Source organism: Candidatus Binatia bacterium, assembly GCA_036382395.1.
In the GTDB taxonomy this organism is placed as follows: domain Bacteria; phylum Desulfobacterota; class Binatia; order HRBIN30; family HRBIN30; genus JAGDMS01.
Genome location: DASVHW010000023.1, coordinates 1 through 18,043 on the forward strand (window position 1 = coordinate 1; position 18,043 = coordinate 18,043).

Below are 18,043 nucleotides of genomic sequence, written 5' to 3' on the forward strand. Positions count from 1 at the left end.
TCGAATGACCGGGTGAGCGAGGCCGAGATCCTCTCGGGGCATTTCCAGGCGACCCGCGACCGGTTCCAGGCGACACCGGGAACGGTTCTCGTGCTGCACGATACGACGGAGTTGTCCTTCCAGCGGGAGAAGAAGCAGGCGATCGGGGTCACTCACCTGCCGTATGGTGGAAAAGGAAAGGACGGTCGGCCCCGGCTGCACACGGTGTGTGGGATCCTCCTACATTCCAGCCTCGTGGTGACCCTGGAGGGGCTGCCGCTGGGGATCGCGGCGGTGAAGGCTTGGACGAGGAAGAAGTTCAAGGGGTGTAACGCGCTGAAGAAGAAGATCAACCCGACGCGAGTCCCGATCGAAGAGAAAGAGAGCGTGCGTTGGCTCGAGAATCTCAGGCAGTCAACGGCTCTACTCAATGACCCGGAGCGCTGCGTTCACATCGGAGACCGGGAAAGTGATATCTATGAGCTGTTCTGTGAAGCCCAGCGCATCGGGACCCACTTTCTCGTGCGGACCTGCGTGGATCGCCTGGCCGGGGACGGCACGCACACGATCGCCGACGAGATGAGCGAGGTCCGGGTCAAAGGATTGCATCGCATCGACGTGCGCGACGCGAAGGGCGATCGCTCGGAGGCTATCCTGGAGATTCGCTATCGCCGGATTCGGGTGCTGCCCCCCATCGGGAAGCAGCAGCGATACCCGAAAATGACACTCCACGTCATCCATGCGCAAGAGCGCGGCACACCCAAGGGGCGCGCGCGGATTGAGTGGAAGCTGATCACGGACCTGCCGGTCACCTCTCGGGCCGAGGCCATTGAGAAGCTCACGTGGTATGCGTCGCGATGGAAGATCGAGACCTTTCACAAGATCCTGAAATCGGGGTGCAAGGCGGAGGACTCCAAGCTCAGAACCGCAGAGCGTCTGCTTCGGCTGCTTGCGGTATTTTGTGTCCTGAGCTGGCGGATTTTCTGGATGACGATGATCAACCGATCCGCCTCCAGCGCGCCGGCGGCGGCCGTTTTCACGACCATCGAGCATCGGCTGCTCGATCACTTGGTGCCGGATCGCGAAACAGACCGCGCCAGAAGGAAATCCCTTCCCTCGTACCTCACCAAAGTGGCCAGGCTCGGCGGCTATCTTGCCCGAGCGAGTGATCCTCCGCCTGGCAACATCGTCATGTGGCGAGGGCTATCCCGATTCACCGATATCGAATTGGGATTTAGCATGGCGCAGCTTGTGGGTAATTGAAAGCTTCGCCACACGCTTACGATGTTCGCTGCGGGAACAGGTCCCTCCCTTTGGAAAGGGGACTCGCCCGAGTTTTTGGGCAAAGCCGCTTTCAGCCGTCAGCCAGAAAGAGAACTTTGCGCTGGCCTTCCGATACGCACCTGATAGCTGACCGCTGATTGCTACTTTCCGCGGGCCAGCTTCTGTGCCCAGGGATAATCCGGCTTGCCGCTGGGGGCGCGACGGATCTGCTCGACCAGATGCAGCTCGCGCGGGATCTTGAACCCCGCGATGTGCGTGCGGCAGTGCGCCGCGAGCTCGGCCAGCGTTGGCTGCTGGCCCGGACGTGGCTGCACGACCGCGACCACGCGGTTGCCCCAGCGCTCGTCGGGAACACCGACGACGAGCGCGTCGAAGACGGCAGGGTATGACTTCAACGCCCCCTCCACTTCTTCGGGGAAGATCTTCTCACCGCCGGAGTTGATGCTGACCGAGCCGCGTCCGAGCATCACAATGGTCCCGTCCGCCTCGATCGTCGCGTAGTCGCCGGGGATGGACCAGCGCTTGCCTTCGATCTCGATGAAGGTATCGGCTGTCTTTTGCGGATCCTTATAGTAGCCGATGGGGATGTTGCCGCTGCGCGCGAGTTTGCCGACGACGCCGGACCCGGGCGCCACGGGCTTGAAGTTCTCATCCAGCACCTCCACGTCCCGGCCCGGGTTGATGCGTACGCCGCGCTGCTGCGTGTCGGTGTGCTCCAGGCTTTCCTTGGTGACCGTGCTCATGCCGGTGAAGCCCTGCTCCGAGGAGCCGACAGCGTCCATCAGCATCGCATTGGGGAAGCGCTCGAGATACTGGGCCTTCACCGAGGGCGACAGGATGGCCGCCGTGCTCGTGATGATCATGACGGAGGACAGGTCGTAGCTGACCCCGGGCTCGCAGAGCGCCTCGATGAGCGGGCGGGCCATGGCGTCGCCGGTGAGCTGCAGCGAGTTGACCTTTTCGCGTTCGACCATGCGCCACACGGCGTGCGGATCGAAGCTGCCTGACCACAGGGCGATCTTCATGCCGATGAAGAACGGGCCGAGCACGGCCCACTGCGCCGCCCCGTGCATCAGCGGCGCCAGCGGAGCCATGGTCAGGTAATAGTCAGAGATCTTGTTGGTCAGCGTCTCCGGCCTCTCCGCCGGCTCTTTCGTCATGTGGTCGATGCCACCGCCGAGAGTGAAGATGACGTCCTGCTGGCGCCAGATCACGCCTTTCGGCTTGCCGGTCGTGCCGCCGGTATACAGGAGGTAGAGGTCGTCGGCCGAACGCGGGCCGAAGTCGCGCGCGGGCGAGCCTTGAGCCAACGCCCGCTCGTAGTCCACCGCGCCGAGCATGGAGCAATCCTGTCCGCTGCCATCGTCCATGGCGACGCAATGCCGCAAGTTCGGGACCTGACCCCTGACGTTGGCGATGCGGGGTGCGAACTGTGCGTCATGGACCAGTGCCACGAGATCGGCGTTGTCGAAGATGTAGAGCAGCTCGTCCTCGACATACCGGTAGTTTACATTGATCGGTACGGCGCGGATCTTGTAGGCGGCCATCATGGCCTCGACCCAGCGTGAGCTGTTGAAGCCGTAGATGCCGATGTGGTCACCGCGCCCCAATCCGAGCGACTGGAAAAAGTGCGCCAAGCGGTTGGCGCGCTGATCGAGCAGCGCGTAGGTCAGCCGGTCCGGGCCGCACACCAAAGCCTCGCGCTCAGGGATCCGATCGACGGCGGCTTCAAAAAGATCAGCTACATTGAATTCCATATCCACCTCATGTCCGGTGCTCCATACGAATCCACGCTCGTTTGGTCAACTCCGGCGAACATAGCATTCCGTCGTCGCTGAGGATTCGGGTGCCGGCGGCTTTGCCCAAAAAAAGAGCGGGCTGAGGGCAGCCCGGCTCCAGAAGAGCGTGTATTTTGGAGCCGGCGTGCCCCACGCCGCGCTCTGCTGCTCGTCGCGTCGGACTTCTTGGGCAGAGCCGGTGCCGACGGAGCGACGACTTTCGCGACGGCCTGTGCGACCAGAGACCGCAAGCCTGCAGGCTTTTGACACGTCACGGTGTAAGCCGTAAAAGGCCTGCATGCCCAATGATCGCACTCCAGGTTCGGACACAGTGGATCGCCCTCACGTTGGCTGGTGGGTTTTCGTGGTGGGTGGGATGGTGCTGACGGGGGTGCTGGCATTCCACCCTGGTGCCTACGCCGAGTGGTGCGCCCTCGTCACCGCGCGCATCCCACAGGGCTTGCTGCGCGGCATCTTCGTGGCCGCCTTGATCACCCACCTCGGGGAAGGCCTGTACGCGTGGCGTCTGGCGCAGCGGGCCGGGCTCGGGTCGAGCGCCACCGGCTGGTTCCTGCAGACCTTCACGCTCGGCTTCCCGTCGCTGCGGCTGTTGCGGCGCCGGGCGCGGGTGAGAGGAACAGCCCTCGACGTGCAGCGGGCAACCCTCGGCCGGAGGCAGGAGCCAGAGTCGTCGGAATAGGCCAACCGAGATGGAGCAGGAGATGGCGGACGATTTCGCCGACCGTTTTGGGCCCTGGGCACTGGTGACCGGTGCTTCGTCGGGAATCGGCGAACAGTTTGCCCGCCAACTCGCGGCGCGGGGGCTTCACCTGGTCATCACCGCGCGTCGAACGGCGCTTCTGGAGAATCTGGCTGCCGACATCAAGCGCCAGCACGGTACGCAGGTGGAAGTGCTGGCGCTGGATTTGACCCGCTCCGACTTTATCGAGCCGCTGCTGAACGTTTGCGAGGGCAAGAATATCGGGTTGGTGGTCAGCAACGCCGGCTTCGGCCTCAAGGGGGAGCATCACCAGCTCGATGCCACGCGGCTGAGTGCCATGCTGAACGTCAACTGCCGCGCACCCATGTTGATCGCGCACGCCTTTGCGCCCGGATTGATCGCGCGTGGCCGCGGTGGGCTGCTGCTCACCGGCTCGATCGAAGGGTTCATCGCCTTCCCGTTGTCGACCGCTTACGCAGCTACCAAGGCCTTCGTGATGGCGCTGGGTGAAGGGCTGTGGGGAGAACTCACGGCACGCGGCGTAGACGTGATGGTGCTGGCGCCCGGTGCGACTGACACTGATGCCCCGATCTTGCAGGGCATAGACAGGAGCCAGCTCGTCGGGCTCATGCCCCCATCCGAAGTCGCCCGCCAGGCGCTGGCGCAACTTGGCAAGAAGCCGGTGTTCATTACGGGGTGGATGAACCGGCTGATGGTGGGGTTGCTCACCGCTCTTCCCCGGCGCGTCGCCGTGCGGGTTACCGGCGGTGCCATGAAGACGGCGCTGGAGCGTTCGCGGAAGATGGCTTCTCGGTCTCCCAGGTAGGCGACTGACGCGGGCGACCGTACCGACAGCTTCACACGTCGCCGAGTGGCCGGTCGAACTTGATCTCCCGCATCGTGGTGAGCGCGAACACGGCCAGGGTCTCCTCGGGATCAAAGAACCGGGTCTCGACGAAGATCGTGCGGCCCCGTTTCTTCAGGATACGGCTTTCGATCACAAACTCGGGTCCAAAGATCGGCTCGAAGTAGTCGACGCGCATGTTGGTGGTGGCGAGCCAGGTGCGAAAGCCGGTGACTTTCCGGTCTTCGCCGGCGTGGACGGTGAACAGCGCCACCATGTCGACGTAGGTGGGGGTGAAGCCGCCGAACATCTGACCACGCGGATTTTTCACGTGGGCTGGGACATGCGCGCGGATCCGCAGGAATCCGGGGGTTTCCGCCAGGACGTGCCACTCGTAGGCTTGGAGAAAGTCGCCAGCCGGATGTCCCTTGCCGATCAGTCGGCCGGGTTCGCGTAAGAGCCATGCCCGAACGAAGGGCGGAGTCTGCTGCTGCGTGGGGTCGTCCATGGGCGTTGCTCATACGAACCCGCGCACGTCTGGTCAACCCGAAGGCGATCGAAGCGTGCCGAACGCTTATCGCATATGGCTGATGGCATATGGTCAAAAATCGATACGCCATATGCCATAAGCCATACGCCAGGATTGGCATTTCCTCCTGCGGCATGTTCAATGGGGGCATGCAGACCGGCTGTTCCCGGTACGCGAAGTTGGCCTGGGGTACGCTCGCCTTCAACGTGCTCGTGATCCTTTGGGGCGCGTTTGTGCGCGCCACCGGATCCGGCGCAGGCTGTGGCAGTCACTAATCAGATCGCATCAGTTGCTCCATTCACGCCTGCTTCGCGCGCCGGCCGAACATGATGCCGGCGACCCGCCGGATCTGGATTTCGTCGGAGCCTTCGGTGATCCGATAGCGGCGGTGATGACGGTAGATGTGCTCGAACGGCATGTGCCGGGTGTAGCCGATACCGCCGTGTACCTGGATGGCGCGGTCGGCTGCGTCGACGGCCAGCCGGTTACTCTTCCCACTCCTGGCGCGGCCGCCCGCCACGCTCCCAATCGGTGCGGGCGAACTCACGCCGGTGATCGAAGAACTGCATGTGCGCGCGTTCGAGCGGTTTGATCTCACGCTCGATGAAGTCGTCGAGTTCCTTCAGCTTGCGTTGGATGTTGGCGGGAATGGTGAAGTCCATGCGGCCTCCTCGGCACGGGGCTTTATCATGAAGGCCCGGCGCCGGCACAGCGCCAGCGGACGTGGCTGTGCTGGCACAGTCTGCAGTTCAGATGTGATCTGGTACGATGCCATTGATGCGAAGCAGTCGGAGACTTCCCGGTGATCCGCCGGAGTGGCTCGTGTACGACGCGCCTAGTCGGTGTCCATACCTGCCGGGACAGACGGCGCGGCTGCCATTACGCCTGCCGGCCCGGCCGCTGCGGCCGGAGGAGTTTGCCAAGCGTCTGCAAGCGGGTGACCGCCGGCAGGGCCTGCTGCTGTACCGGGCTAGCTGCCCGGCCTGCCACGCGTGCGAGCCTATTCGGGTCGACGTGAACGCGTTCGTGGCGGACAAGACGCAGAGGCGGATCTTCCGCCGCGGTGAGACCACACTGCAAACCGAGATCGGACGCCCTGCGGTAAGGCCGGAGAAGGTTGCGCTCTATAATCGGCACAAACTGGAGCGCGGCCTGCTCGTTGGTGATGGGCTGGTCAATGCCGACGGCTACGAACAGTTTCTGGTTGAGACCTGCACCGACACGATCGAGATGACGTACCGGTACGACGGCATCCTCGTCGGGGTGGCTGTGGCCGATCGCGCCGCCGACGCACTCTCTGCCGTCTATTGCTTCTACAATCCCGACTTTGCGCGGTTCAGTCCAGGGACGTACTCGGTTCTCAAGCAGGTTGCCCTATGCCGCGCCTGGGGGCTCCGTTACCTGTACCTCGGGCTCTACATCGCCGACTGCCGGGCGATGAACTACAAGGCGCGCTACTTGCCGCACGAGCGGTTCATCGACGGGACATGGCGCCGCTTCGAGGGACGATGACGGGCGGCCGCGCCGGGATTTCCCCATTTTCGGTAACTTCGTCGCTGACAGCGGCCGCCCGGGTCAACGCGACTCGGGACTTCCGATTCTGGGAAGGTTTCCGCGGCCAGGATCTTATGAGTGACTCACTCGGCGCGAAAATACCCTGGACTGTGTCGGATTGGCTTTGGCGCAGAGCTTGCGAGGTGTGCGTTGCGCTCGTGAGGAAGGAGACGCTGAATGGAACCCGCATCCCGAAACGTGACAGCCCACCATGTCTACCCTTACTCTGCGAAGAAGTCTGGCCGCGGCACGATCGTCGGGCGAGAGGGCGGGAAGCATTCTGCAAGGTCCAGCCTCACGGCCAGACGGGTGACCGTTGAAGTCCAGCCTGGGTGGCGGGCAGAGGGCGGAAAACAGAGCTTCAATGGGTTCCACTCCGGCACCGGCGGTTCCCCGGTGGTGTTTTCTGGGCCTGGGAATGGTGCGGTTTCCCCTCTGCTTGAGGGCAGCGAAAAGGGTGCCCCGAGTGGTGTAATGTTCGAGCCTGACATCATGCTTCCCTCTCAGTTCTTTGCCACGCTGGCCCGACAGGCGCCAATTAAGAGGGGGGAGTGCCAGCTGCTGATTGCGGTCCTCGAAGATGCGGTACACTGCTTTCAGAAATACATTTTCGCCCGCAGTCGCCGGGAGCGGCGGCTGTTCGATGAGGCGGAAACGTGGATGATGCGCTGCGATGTGGTCCTTCCCGAGGACCAGCGTCCGGCCTTGTCTTTCGAGTACATTTGCGAGGCCCTTGGACTGGATCCTGACTACCTGCGGCACGGCCTGAAGCGCTGGCGCGAACACCAACTCACTGGCCCCAGCGCGCAGCACCCCGCAGCGCTCAGCCCAAGCGCCGCCTAGCTTCGTTACGATTGCCTTGCCCACAATGTCGCAGGGCAGCGCAGTTCTCGCACCGGCGTTCGGCGTCCCCCCCGCAGCGCTGGTGCGGGAATTGCGTCGGCTTCCAGTCATCGCGTTGGGCGCTTTGGGGTTTTCCTCCACCCGCCGGTCATCGGCTGATCGCGCGCCTACTGCCGCCCCAGCTGCGTTGGCGTTGACGGCGCCGGACGGCAACGGTCGCGGCGCTAGGGCCGCCGCAGTGCAGAGCGGGATGGGGGGAGTTGCTTGGGCAGTGCGCTACAGGTAGACACAGAGGGCGGGCGTCAATGGGCGCCGCACATTCCCGACCAGAGAGGAGACGACATGGCCATTAAAGTTGGCGATAGCTTACCCGTGGATATCAAGCTGAAAGAGATGGGAGAAGGCGGGGTGAAGGATGTGACTGTCGGTGAGATCTTCAAGGGCAAGAAGGTGGTGTTGTTCGCGGTCCCCGGCGCGTTCACGCCGACGTGCTCCATGAAGCACCTGCCCGGGTTCCTCGAGCAGGCGAGCGCAATTAAGGCCAAGGGAGTGCATGAGATTGTCTGTTTGTCAGTCAACGACGCATTTGTCATGGGTGCGTGGGGCAAGGCCAACAGCGTGGCGGGGAAAATCCGCATGGTGGCGGACGGCAACGGCGATTTCTCCAAAGCCATCGGCTTGGCTCTCGATGCCAGCGGCTTCGGCATGGGGACGCGTTCTCAGCGCTACGCCATGATCGTGCAGGACGGCACGGTCAAAGAGTTGTTTGTGGAACCAAGTGCCGGCCTCACTGTTTCCAGTGCCGAGTCGGTACTTGCAAAGCTCTGATCTCGTGCCATACAGGCGCAGCATGCTGCGCCGCTACGCTGAATTGCAGTTGGAAGGTGCGCCACGATCGTAGGGGCTCGGTACGCCGAGCCCCTACGGAATTCGCGGTGCTGACGACAGAGCCATGCGCCTAGCTGCGCGGGCGGCACGCCCCGCCGCCCCGCACGCGCCTCGTGCGCCTTCCGGACGGCGCTCCTCAGCCGCCAGCGGTCGTTGGTTTTACGGCTGGCGCATCGTTGCGGTCGCTTTCCTCACCCACTGCGTCACCACGGGGATTGTTTTCTACAGCTTCGGCGTGTTTCTGAACTCGCTGACCGAGCAATTCGGCTGGACGCGTGCGCAGGTGTCGTTCGGCTTCTCGCTGGTGGCCATGTGCGGAGCCGTGTATTCCCCGTTCGTCGGACGTGTGGTGGATCGGTATGGGCCGCGCCCGTCGCAGTTGACGGGGGCGTGTGCCATGGCGCTGGGCTTCTTCCTCCTGCGGGGAATCAATTCACTGGCGCAATTCTACATCCTCATGGGCGCGGTTGTCGCGCTCGGATCGACCGCACTCGGTCCGTTGCCCAGCAACACCGCGGTGGCCAATTGGTTTGTGCGCCAACGCGGCCGGGCGCTCGGCATCTCGACCGCCGGCATCTCGATGGGCGGGGTCGTGTTTGTGCCGCTCACGCAGTTTCTCATCGATCACTACGGCTGGCGCGATGCCTTGGGGTTGCTTGGCCTGTTCGTCCTGCTGGCAACAGTGCCGCCGGTGGCCCTGTTCATGCGTCGCTCGCCGGAGTCGATGGGATTGCGTCCCGATGGGGCCGCGCCGCCAGCCGCCGGCATCCGCTTCGACCCGACGGAGGAGATTGAGCGCTCGTGGACGCCAGCGCAGGCGCTGAGCCACCGCAATTTCTGGCTCATCGCCGGCGCCTTTGCTCTGACGGTCATGGGGCTTTCGGCGACGTTGTTGCACCTCATTACCTTCTTGCGGGACCGGGGTATCGGGGCACGCGATGCGGCGTGGGTGCTGGGTGCCACCGCCGGGGTCGGTGTGGTTGGTAAACTCGGGTTCGGGGCGTTGCTCGACCGTTTCGAACAGCGGCGCGTGATCATGTGGTGTTTCGGATTACAGGCGGTAGGCGTGCTGCTCTTGATCGTTGCCAACGGGCCGGTGTCGCTTTTCCTGTACGTGCTGGTCTACGGGTTCGCGATGGGTGGCAACGCCACCTTGCAGGCGACGATTCTGGGCGAGTGTTTCGGACGTCTTCACTACGGGGCCATCGCCGGGCGTATGAATCCCTTCATCGTCTTCATCCAGGCCTTGGCGATTCCGGCGGCAGGTGCGATCCGCGACTCTTGGGGAACGTACGTGCCGGCGTTCGTCGGCATTTTCATCGCCAACCTCATCGCCATTGCCTGCATCGCGCGCCTTGAGCCGGCGGCAAAGGCGTAGTCGCGGTGCTGTCGTTTCGGGTTGTGGCGGGCTCGGCCCGCCCGGGCTCGGATTTCTAAAGAAGGAGGAAGGCGGCGAGCGGATTCGAACCGCTGCATCGAGGTTTTGCAGACCTCTCCCTTAACCACTTGGGTACGCCGCCACCGAGAACTACCAGTAGCACATCACCACGTCGCGCAACACGTCCAACTGGATGATCGCCATCGTGACGCGGTGTCTGTCGGACCAAAGCCTATCGTGGTTCCCCGAGAAAATGCAAGGCACTGCGGCAATCCCCGAGCAATTGGCCCGCCGTTTCGTTGATTGACACCTCCTGGCCCGACAAGTATGAACATGGCGCCCGATGATTCATTGGCTATCTCACCGTGTTCTGGGATTGGTGCTGCTTGGTTCACTCCTGACTCTCGCAGCTGGGTGCACCAAGGGGTGCGCCAAGGAACAGGACAGCACGACGCAAGACCGCACGACCGGTTCAGCCGCTGAGCGCGCCGCGGCCCCTTCGTTGTTCACACCGCGCTCCCGCCTGTTGATCGAGAAGCTAGATGCCCGTGGAACGCCAAACGTTACCCCCGTGTCGGAGACGGAGGGGGAGGGGGCAGAGGAGGCTTCGGTGTCCGTTTCCGCCGATGCCGACCAGACGAGTGGAGGGGCGCCGTTGTCCGTGGCGTTTGAAGCCGAGGTCACGGGTGGGCCGCCGGGGCTGCAGTACCGTTGGGACTTCGGCGACAAGAGCGCTCCGTCGCCTCAGCTCCAGGCGCAGCACACCTATACGAGCCCGGGGGAGTACACGGCGACGTTTACCGCCACGGGCCCTGGCATCAACGAATCGGAAGAGGTCGGTATCGAGGTTACCGAAGAAGGTTTTGATGTCGAACTCGATGCTGACCCGGACATCGGAACGGCTCCGCTGACGGTGCAGTTTTCTGTGGGTTTGGATGAAGAGGTGCCGGGGCCGGTTTCGTTCCAGTGGGACTTCGGTGATGGTGCGCGGGATGGGCACAACCCGACCAATCATACCTACAGGGTGCCAGGTGAGTATACGGCCAGCGTGGTGGTGACCAACGGTCACGGGCAGATGGCGCGGCATGACGTGGAAATCCAGGTTGATGCACGCGATGAAGGTGAGCAGTAGGCTGTGGCTGCTACAGCCGGCTGGAAGGAGAATCGCAGGTGACAAAATCTCCAACTCGTTTCCTCTTGGCGGTTTGTGTTCTGACGCTGGTGACCGCCAGCGGTTGCAGTAGTTGCGAGCAGTCCGCGGACATTCCGATGCCCAAAGAGGGGCGGCTGCCGCACCCCGCTGGCGGCGTGCCGGCAGCCGCCGTTACGTCGGATCTCCCTCCGCCGAAATGCGCGGTCGTTGCTTCGGCGTCGCCCGAAGAAGGCACGGCACCGCTCGAGGTTCAGTTCAACGCCGAGGGGACGTGCAGCGAGGCGATCGGAAACTTCAGCTGGAACTTTGGGGATGGTTCTGCCCCTTCCCAGGAGCAGAACCCGGCGCATACCTACACCGCCGCGGGTACCTACACGGCCAGCGTCACCCTCGATGATCCGCAGAACGGGGTGAAGGACTCTGACGAGTTGACTCTAACCGTCACGGCTTCAGAGCCGTGACGGTTAGGCAACTTCCCGCAGCGGGGTTTCGGTGGCCGTCGTGGCCACCAGTCGCCAGCGGTTCAGGTACTGTGCGTACTGCCCGGCATACCGTTTCCGTGCCGCGTGCAACGAAAAGGTCTTTCCGGAAATTGCGTCCCAAGGAATGACGAAGGCCTCTTCGCGCGACGGATGGCGTGGTTCCATCGCCAGACAGACAAACACGTCGGCATAACGCTTGCCCATTTTTCCATGGTGGTGGAAGTTGAAGTGCCACGACCGATAACGGTAAGTGTAACGACGATCTCGGACAGTGACGTGATGCCTGCGCAAGCGGGGGAAGGCCACCCGCAAAGCGACCCGGGCACGGTCGTTCACCAGCAGGTCATAGCCCTTTATGGATGAAACCGTGCGGACTTTGAGTCCCATGCGGCGCAAGCGTTCCGCAATGCGCCGCTTCGGGAGAAGATGTTTCTGTATCCTATCCATGCTCACTTTGACGTTTTTGGCCGTGGCGATATTCGATTTGCGGGACGTTTTGACAGCCTTCGGTGAGTTGGCTACAGTGCAGTGCGTATGCGGGTGTAGCTCAGTTGGCTAGAGCGTATGCTTGCCAAGCATAAGGTCGCCGGTTCGACCCCGGTCACCCGCTCTTTGAAAGGGCCCTGATTTATCAGGGCCTTTTCTTCTTCGAGGGGACGTCTTTTTGAATCTGCACCCTGAGCGGCCCTACAGGTCATGTGTGTGCATTTGCACAGGCGCTAGTGGGGCACTAGTGGGACATCAGGGAAAGGGCGTGCTACTTCAGCGCGCCGGCTGCGGAATTTTCTGCTGAACTTTCTGCTTGAAGCCGGCAGGGAACTGCGTCAATCTGAGGTTGTCGGAGGCGAGCAGGGCGGCAAGCCGGCTCAGCCTTGTTGGAGAAGAAAGTGTACGTCTCGGAGATTCTGGAACAGTGCAGTGGCATGGCGGTACGCACCGCGCGGGTGTACCGCCGTTTGGCGGAACGGTTGCATGGGGAAAACGATCGGGTACACCTTTGGCGCGAGTTGGCGCTCGAGGCAGAGACCCACGCGGACATCCTACGGCGTGAGTTGAAATCGTTCCAGGAACAGGATCAAACCGGCTCCTTTCTTCCGGAGTACGAGGAGCGGCTGCGTCAGCTCGACGCCGAGCTAGGCCAACTGGAGGAGCGCGCCGAAGCGACGCAGACGCTGGATGAAGCGTTAGCGGTGGCCGTGGCCATCGAACAGGCTGATCTGGAGGATCTCTACGACGACCTAATCCTGCAGGGCGAGGCGGCCTTCAAGTTGATCTCCGAGCGCATCGAGGCCGCACTGGGCGCCAAGCCCAAAGAGGTGGCGGCGGCTGGGTTGGCGAAGCGCAACCGCCAATCCTCATAGTCATACCGCGGGTGTTCCAGGTTACGTTTGACCGCCCCCAGTCATCGGTTCACATGCCCACCTTTGTAGATGCACGCCGAGAGGCGGCTCGGGCGTTCTTCGAGTTTATCGAGCGCCAGCTGAAAGCAGATGAGGTCTTGGCGGACAAGCAGTGTGTCCGACTCATTATCGAGAAGGCCCAGGCTGAACGTGCAGCGCAATCGCGCAAGCGCTTCGATGCCGAAGAAACCTTCCGGCAGAAGCTGCTGTACGGCAGGATCGACGATGCCGTCGCCGCGTGGTGCCGCAAGCGCGAGATTCGCAGCGATCCCTACAACGTTTTCCGTTACGAAGGGCCAGAGCGCGGCCCAACGCAGCATGAAACGGCGATCGGCCCCTCTTTGTCGAACGTGCACCGCGCCTTCGAGCGCTTGGCGCAGGCGGTGCCAGAGCTGTCCGATTGCAGTGCGGCGGTGGCCAAAGCCCCGACCAAGGCGATCGCACCAGCCTTTCGGCTACAGCATCCACTGCCGTTCGGGGCCGTCGGGGAGGTGAAGTTCGCCGGCACGCGCAAGGATCTGGAACGCGGTATCTATCAAGTGGCGATGTATGCCGCTACCGGTGGCGACCCGTCGCGAAGCTGGCGCTACGATTGCGGGCTGCTCGTCTTCTACGGTTCGGAGCCCCCTCGCGTGCTGCTGGGGGACGCCCTTCGTGAAGTCTGGCCAGAGGTGCACGCCCGAGTCTGGCAATCCGGTCGGGTGTGGGTGATCTTGCTGTGAGCAGGCTCGAATTCCTTTGTCGAACCACGAAAATTGAGGCATAATTCAAAGCTATGAAGGGTACTTACCTGGCTGTATTTGCCATTGCCATCAGCGTCGCTGGTTGCTCCGCGAAGAAGCACCTTACCGCCGATCAATACTTCCATGAGGCGAGCGACAGTTTCCGCACCGGAGCATTTACGCTGGCGGTGGAGCAGTTCCACGAACTCCTCGACCAGTATCCGTTCAGCCAGTACAATGAAGAGGCGGAGCTCAAGATTGCGCACGCGCATTACCTATCCGGGAGCTATCCGGAGGCGATCGTTGCGTTCACCGACTTCCAGCGCCGCCACCCGACCAGCCCGCATTTGCCCTTCGTCGGGTATTACCTCGGCATGTGCTACGCCAAGCAAATGAGCACCATTGATCGCGATCAAGGTGCGGCCCAGAACGCGCAAAACGTCTTCCTGACACTGATCCAGCAATTTCCGGACAGTTCCTTCGCCGATCTTGCCCGGGAAGAAGTGGCCCGCTGCCGAAAAAGTCTGGCCGACCACGAACTCTACATTGCAAATTACTACGTGCGGCACGACAAGGACAAGGCGGCCGAGATTCGGCTGCTCACCTTGGCATCCCGCTATGGCGATACCGACGCCTCTGCCGACGGGCTGCTGCGGTTGGCGAAGCTGTATCGCCACGGTAAGCGTGACGACCAGGCGCTGTTGGCGTACCGTGCGCTGCAGCAGATGCACCCCCGGAGCGTTCAGGCTACCGCGGCGCGGCGCGCCTTGGATCGACTGAAGAATGCAGCGGATCAACCCCAGGAGGGGAACCCGCTCGATGTGCTTCTGGCGGCCAACGGCCGGCAACGTGGCAGCGGCAGCCTGGAGATCGTGCAGGTTCCTGGCCTCGAACCGGGGCGCGCGGCGCGGCGACCCGCTTCGGCACCGGCTGCTGCAGGGCTCATGCCGCCGCTCGACCCGTTCGGTCGCGGCCGTCCGTATTGACACGAGAAGGGCCTTTCACTAGGTTCGGCACGAACAGAATATTCGGTACCTTATCCAGAGTGGCGGAGGGACTGGCCCGTCGATGCCACAGCAACCGGTCTCGACTGTGGTCGAGATGGTGGTGCTAAATCCTGCTGGGGACGCTGGGAATAGCGGACCGGGTAGATAAGGTGAGAGACTCCAGAAAGCCTCTTCCCTGCTCCCGGGAAGGGGCTTTTTTGTTGCTGAGAGTTTTGCCGTGGAGATCGAAGAGACAGGTGGAGGAATCGGCCGACCAATTGGCCCACGAGAACAGGAGCGCCTGCGCCGTAGCCGTATCCTCGTCGTTGGCGTAGGCGGCCTCGGCGCGCCGGCGGTGCTGCATTTGGCGGGTGCGGGCGTTGGCACCATCGGGTTGGTGGACTTTGACGCCGTCGAGATCTCGAATCTCCACCGGCAGATCATCTACCGCACGCCCGACCTCGGGCGCCCGAAAGTCACGGTGGCGGCGGAACGAATTGCCGCGTCGTATCCGCAGGTGTCCGTGCGATGCTTCTCGCAGCGCCTGTCGGCAAACAACGTGTCCGATATCTTTCCCCAGTTTGACTTCATCATTGACGGAACCGATCGTGTCACCTCGAAGTATCTCGTCAATGACGGCGCCGTGCTGTGCCGGATACCCTTCTCCCACGCTGGAATCATGGGTTTTCAGGGACAGACGATGACGGTCCTTCCGGGGCAGAGCGCCTGTTTCCGCTGCCTCTTTCCCGCGCCGCCGCCTGACGGAGAAATGCCGACGTGTCAGGAGGCCGGGATTATTGGTGCTCTCGCCGGCAGCATCGGCCTCGTACAAGCGATCGAGGCACTGAAGTATGTGCTCGGCATCGGTACCCTGCTGGTAAATCGTCTGCTGATCTACGATGCGTTGGGGCCCAGCTGGCGCACAGTCCAGCTGTTGCCAAACCGGCAGTGCCCGCTCTGCGGCGATCAGCCCACCATTCACCATGTCGAACCGATTGGAGATGCCAACGAGGAGTACCGATGACAGCGCCGTCGACCGACCCCCGCTTCCGCTTTCGTCACGGCGGACGTCTGTTCATACTGGCGTGGGAAAGGCGCGACGGCCGCAGGCTGCTCGAGTCGGGATTCTGGATGCTGAACGCTGCGGAAGCCACAGGAGGAACAGAAGCATGAGTGTGCGCGTACGTATCCCTACACCGTTGCGCCGGTTTACGGCCAACGCCGAAGAAGTCGGTGTGAGCGGGAGCACTATCGGCGCCGTCGTCGAAGATCTGGAACGGAAGTTTCCCGGATTGAAGGAGCGACTCTGCGATGAGCAGGGGCGCGTGCGGCGTTTCGTGAATATCTACCTCAATGGTGACGATATCCGCTTTCTCAATAGCCTCGAGACCGCGGTGAACGACGGTGACGAAGTCGCCATCGTGCCAGCCATTGCCGGGGGATGAAGCCAGGATGGAGGTAGTGCGTCAGCCCGATTCGGGTGCCGAAGCCGCGCGGAGCCAGCGGCCTGGCCGTGCCCGGACCATACTCGACCTGGTGGGGTGGACCCCATTGATCGAGATCAATCGCCTCACCCGCGGCCTCTCGCCGGGCGTGCGCGTCCTGGCCAAACTGGAGGGCTTCAACCCCGGGGGATCGGTGAAGGACCGGCCCGCGGTGTGGATGATACGGGAGGGCTTGAGCAGTGGCGCGCTACGCCCGGGCAAAACCATTCTCGATTCGACCTCGGGCAACACCGGCATCGCGCTGGCGATGGCGGGCGCGACCCTAGGCTATCCGGTCGAACTGGTCATGCCGGGCAACGTCAGTCCTGAACGCAAGAAAATCGTAGTCGCCTACGGGGCCAAGGTGGTCTACAGCGACCCGCTGGAGGGTTCCGACGGTGCCATCCGCCTCTGCCGCACCATCCTCGCGGAGAATCCCGAGCGCTACTTTAAGCCGGATCAGTATTTCAATCCCGTCAATCCACAGGCGCATTACGAAAGTACCGGACCGGAGATCTGGGACGCGACCCGCGGTGCGGTCACGCATTTTGTCGCCGGCATCGGTACCGGTGGTACGGTCATGGGCACGGGACGCTACCTCAAGGAACGAAACCCGCACGTCCAGGTCATTGCCGTCGAGCCGGATGATGCTTGGCATGGACTCGAGGGCCTGAAGCACATGGCCAGCTCGATTGTCCCCGGGATTTACCATGAGGAACAACTCGACCGGAAAATCAGCGTTGGCACCGATGCGGCGTACGAGATGGTATACCAGCTTGGCAGTGAAGAGGGGCTGGTCTTAGGGCAATCGTCGGGCGCCGCCATGGTTGCCGCCCTGCAAGTGGCGAAGGAGATTGATGCGGGCGTGGTCGTGATGATCTTCCCCGATCTTGGTGATCGCTATCTCAGCACCTCGTTGTGGTTCGGCTGGCGCGATTGGAGAGCGCGAGCCGCTGACCGGGGCGGGCCGCCCCGGCAGGCCCTGACCCCATGCTGACCGAGCAGCAGATCGCGCGCTACAGCCGCCAGATCATCCTCCCGCCGGTCGGTGGCCGAGGCCAGCAGAAGCTGTTGTCTGCCTCCGTCGCTCTCGTCGGCGTGGGGGAGATGGCCACCGCCGCCGCTCTCTACCTGGCGGCTGCTGGCATTGGCGAGCTGTCCGTGATCGGGGCCGAGGGCTTCGCGTGCAGCGATCTGGAAACGCTGAACCCGGATTGTCGGCTGGCGTTTTCCGCGCCGGTGATCACCAGCGACGATGCTGTTGGGGCCGTTGGCCGCCACGACGTCGTGGTCGACGCAGGCAGCCCATCGGCCACCGCCGTTCTTCTCAACGCCGCCTGTGTCAGCCTGTGTAAGCCCCTCGTGTGGGGCGCTACTGCGGGTGCGGTCGGGCAGGCGACGGTGCTGGCCGGCTATCGGACCGCCGTGCCCTGTTATTGCTGTCTGCAGCTGTACGGTCTGCGGCAGGATCAACGCGGGGAAGCCGTTGGCGGTGTCTCTCCCTCCGCAGCGCTCTTCGGTGCGGTGCGCGCATTCATCGGCACCGTGCAGGCCACCGAGGTGATCAAGCTGATTCTCGGCCTGGAAGCGACGCTGATGGGACGGCGGCTCGTCTACGATGCGTGCGAGGCGGTGGTGCGTGAGGAGAGCATCGTCAACCATCCACGGTGTGAGGTGTGCCGGAGGCTCGAACGGGCGGGGACGATGACCGCATGAGCGCGCCCGACAGGAAGGCATCGCCGTCATTCCGCTGATCGAAGAGGGCGACGCCGGTGAAATCGGCGCCCGGGTGATCCTGACCCACCAGATCGGCCTCGCGCTGCTGGTCGCCGAGAAGCGATCCTGGCTCACCCGCTTTCTCTCACGCAGCGCTGCTGTTAAGCTGCCCGCCCTGTCGGGCTGCGAGGTGCGGGTCATGGAGGAGCAGTGAGTTCGGGTCGCGGTTGCTCCAACGCCTATGACATCACGGCGCCGGACTGATGCGAAGAACGACCATGCCCGCACGGGCAATACGAGGA

General features: G+C 63.0%; 21 protein-coding genes, 2 tRNA genes, 2 pseudogenes and 1 riboswitch. Of the genes and pseudogenes, 19 read left to right on the top strand and 6 right to left on the bottom strand.

Annotation, left to right across the window (positions count from 1 at the left end):
• The coding region (locus tag VF515_01210) for an IS4 family transposase (protein HEX7406246.1) at positions 1-1,242 on the top strand (1,242 nt) is incomplete at its 5' end.
• Between the two features lie 161 nt (positions 1,243-1,403).
• Here the strand turns inward: VF515_01210 and VF515_01215 are convergent.
• Positions 1,404-3,020, bottom strand: a complete 1,617-nt coding sequence (locus tag VF515_01215; GenBank protein ID HEX7406247.1) for an acyl-CoA synthetase — start codon at positions 3,018-3,020, stop codon at positions 1,404-1,406.
• A gap of 352 nt (positions 3,021-3,372) precedes the next feature.
• Between VF515_01215 and VF515_01220 the strand changes: the two genes are divergently transcribed.
• Both VF515_01220 and VF515_01225 read left to right on the top strand, forming a co-directional pair.
• Entirely contained in the window at positions 3,373-3,741 is a 369-nt protein-coding gene (locus VF515_01220) for a DUF4499 domain-containing protein (GenBank protein HEX7406248.1), read from the top strand.
• Between the two features lie 22 nt (positions 3,742-3,763).
• Entirely contained in the window at positions 3,764-4,588 is an 825-nt protein-coding gene (locus tag VF515_01225; GenBank protein ID HEX7406249.1) for an SDR family NAD(P)-dependent oxidoreductase, read from the top strand.
• Between the two features lie 31 nt (positions 4,589-4,619).
• Here the strand turns inward: VF515_01225 and VF515_01230 are convergent, their stop codons facing one another.
• A complete protein-coding gene (locus VF515_01230; GenBank protein HEX7406250.1) occupies positions 4,620-5,114 on the bottom strand; it encodes a PaaI family thioesterase in 495 nt (164 codons plus the stop codon).
• A 170-nt stretch (positions 5,115-5,284) separates the two neighbouring features.
• Here VF515_01230 and VF515_01235 point away from each other — a divergent pair.
• Positions 5,285-5,407, top strand: a pseudogene (locus VF515_01235) (heme A synthase).
• 26 nt (positions 5,408-5,433) lie between these two features.
• Here VF515_01235 and VF515_01240 read toward each other — a convergent pair.
• Both VF515_01240 and VF515_01245 read right to left on the bottom strand, forming a co-directional pair.
• Positions 5,434-5,625, bottom strand: a pseudogene (locus VF515_01240) (acyl-CoA dehydrogenase family protein).
• Positions 5,621-5,797, bottom strand: coding sequence for a hypothetical protein (locus tag VF515_01245; protein ID HEX7406251.1), 177 nt, complete (start codon positions 5,795-5,797; stop codon positions 5,621-5,623). The pseudogene VF515_01240 and the gene VF515_01245 overlap by 5 nt, the downstream one beginning before the upstream one ends.
• A 160-nt stretch (positions 5,798-5,957) precedes the next feature.
• On the opposite strand from VF515_01245, the gene VF515_01250 reads away from it, so the two are divergent.
• From VF515_01250 to VF515_01265, 4 genes are all read left to right on the top strand, one after another.
• Complete coding sequence (locus VF515_01250) at positions 5,958-6,647, top strand: arginyltransferase (GenBank protein ID HEX7406252.1); 690 nt, start codon at positions 5,958-5,960, stop codon at positions 6,645-6,647.
• Between the two features lie 516 nt (positions 6,648-7,163).
• Positions 7,164-7,532 carry a hypothetical protein gene (locus tag VF515_01255; protein HEX7406253.1) on the top strand — a complete coding sequence of 123 codons (369 nt, stop codon included), beginning with the start codon at positions 7,164-7,166 and terminating at the stop codon, positions 7,530-7,532.
• Positions 7,533-7,874: 342 nt separating this feature from the next.
• Positions 7,875-8,360: a peroxiredoxin gene (locus VF515_01260; GenBank protein HEX7406254.1), complete on the top strand. Its 486-nt coding sequence runs from the start codon at positions 7,875-7,877 to the stop codon at positions 8,358-8,360.
• Between the two features lie 124 nt (positions 8,361-8,484).
• Entirely contained in the window at positions 8,485-9,798 is a 1,314-nt protein-coding gene (locus tag VF515_01265) for an MFS transporter (protein HEX7406255.1), read from the top strand.
• Positions 9,799-9,867: 69 nt separating this feature from the next.
• Here the strand turns inward: VF515_01265 and VF515_01270 are convergent.
• A tRNA-Cys gene (locus VF515_01270) sits at positions 9,868-9,940 on the bottom strand.
• Between the two features lie 468 nt (positions 9,941-10,408).
• Here VF515_01270 and VF515_01275 point away from each other — a divergent pair.
• Positions 10,409-10,930, top strand: a complete 522-nt coding sequence (locus VF515_01275) for a PKD domain-containing protein (GenBank protein ID HEX7406256.1) — start codon at positions 10,409-10,411, stop codon at positions 10,928-10,930.
• A 137-nt stretch (positions 10,931-11,067) separates the two neighbouring features.
• Positions 11,068-11,412: a PKD domain-containing protein gene (locus VF515_01280; GenBank protein HEX7406257.1), complete on the top strand. Its 345-nt coding sequence runs from the start codon at positions 11,068-11,070 to the stop codon at positions 11,410-11,412.
• A gap of 3 nt (positions 11,413-11,415) precedes the next feature.
• On the opposite strand, the gene VF515_01285 is transcribed toward VF515_01280, so the two are convergent.
• Positions 11,416-11,880, bottom strand: coding sequence for a hypothetical protein (locus VF515_01285; protein HEX7406258.1), 465 nt, complete (start codon positions 11,878-11,880; stop codon positions 11,416-11,418).
• An 89-nt stretch (positions 11,881-11,969) separates the two neighbouring features.
• On the opposite strand from VF515_01285, the gene VF515_01290 reads away from it, so the two are divergent.
• The 9 genes from VF515_01290 to VF515_01330 all read left to right on the top strand — a co-directional run bounded on the left by VF515_01290 (position 11,970) and on the right by VF515_01330 (position 17,955).
• A tRNA-Gly gene (locus VF515_01290) sits at positions 11,970-12,043 on the top strand.
• 262 nt (positions 12,044-12,305) lie between these two features.
• Positions 12,306-12,794, top strand: a complete 489-nt coding sequence (locus VF515_01295; protein ID HEX7406259.1) for a hypothetical protein — start codon at positions 12,306-12,308, stop codon at positions 12,792-12,794.
• A gap of 53 nt (positions 12,795-12,847) precedes the next feature.
• Positions 12,848-13,555, top strand: a complete 708-nt coding sequence (locus tag VF515_01300; protein HEX7406260.1) for a hypothetical protein — start codon at positions 12,848-12,850, stop codon at positions 13,553-13,555.
• Between the two features lie 53 nt (positions 13,556-13,608).
• Positions 13,609-14,541 carry an outer membrane protein assembly factor BamD gene (gene bamD, locus VF515_01305; protein HEX7406261.1) on the top strand — a complete coding sequence of 311 codons (933 nt, stop codon included), beginning with the start codon at positions 13,609-13,611 and terminating at the stop codon, positions 14,539-14,541.
• Positions 14,542-14,588: 47 nt separating this feature from the next.
• A riboswitch (SAM riboswitch) is annotated at positions 14,589-14,713 on the top strand.
• A 66-nt stretch (positions 14,714-14,779) separates the two neighbouring features.
• Positions 14,780-15,565: a HesA/MoeB/ThiF family protein gene (locus VF515_01310; GenBank protein ID HEX7406262.1), complete on the top strand. Its 786-nt coding sequence runs from the start codon at positions 14,780-14,782 to the stop codon at positions 15,563-15,565.
• Positions 15,566-15,710: 145 nt separating this feature from the next.
• The gene (locus tag VF515_01315; protein ID HEX7406263.1) at positions 15,711-15,986 is read left to right on the top strand and encodes a ubiquitin-like small modifier protein 1; all 276 of its coding nucleotides are present in this window, start codon (positions 15,711-15,713) and stop codon (positions 15,984-15,986) included.
• Positions 15,987-15,993: 7 nt separating this feature from the next.
• Positions 15,994-17,022: a cysteine synthase family protein gene (locus VF515_01320; GenBank protein HEX7406264.1), complete on the top strand. Its 1,029-nt coding sequence runs from the start codon at positions 15,994-15,996 to the stop codon at positions 17,020-17,022.
• Positions 17,016-17,741: a ThiF family adenylyltransferase gene (locus VF515_01325; GenBank protein HEX7406265.1), complete on the top strand. Its 726-nt coding sequence runs from the start codon at positions 17,016-17,018 to the stop codon at positions 17,739-17,741. The genes VF515_01320 and VF515_01325 overlap by 7 nt, the downstream gene beginning before the upstream one ends.
• Positions 17,742-17,814: 73 nt before the next feature.
• Positions 17,815-17,955, top strand: coding sequence for a hypothetical protein (locus tag VF515_01330; protein HEX7406266.1), 141 nt, complete (start codon positions 17,815-17,817; stop codon positions 17,953-17,955).
• Positions 17,956-18,043: the final 88 nt, after the last annotated feature.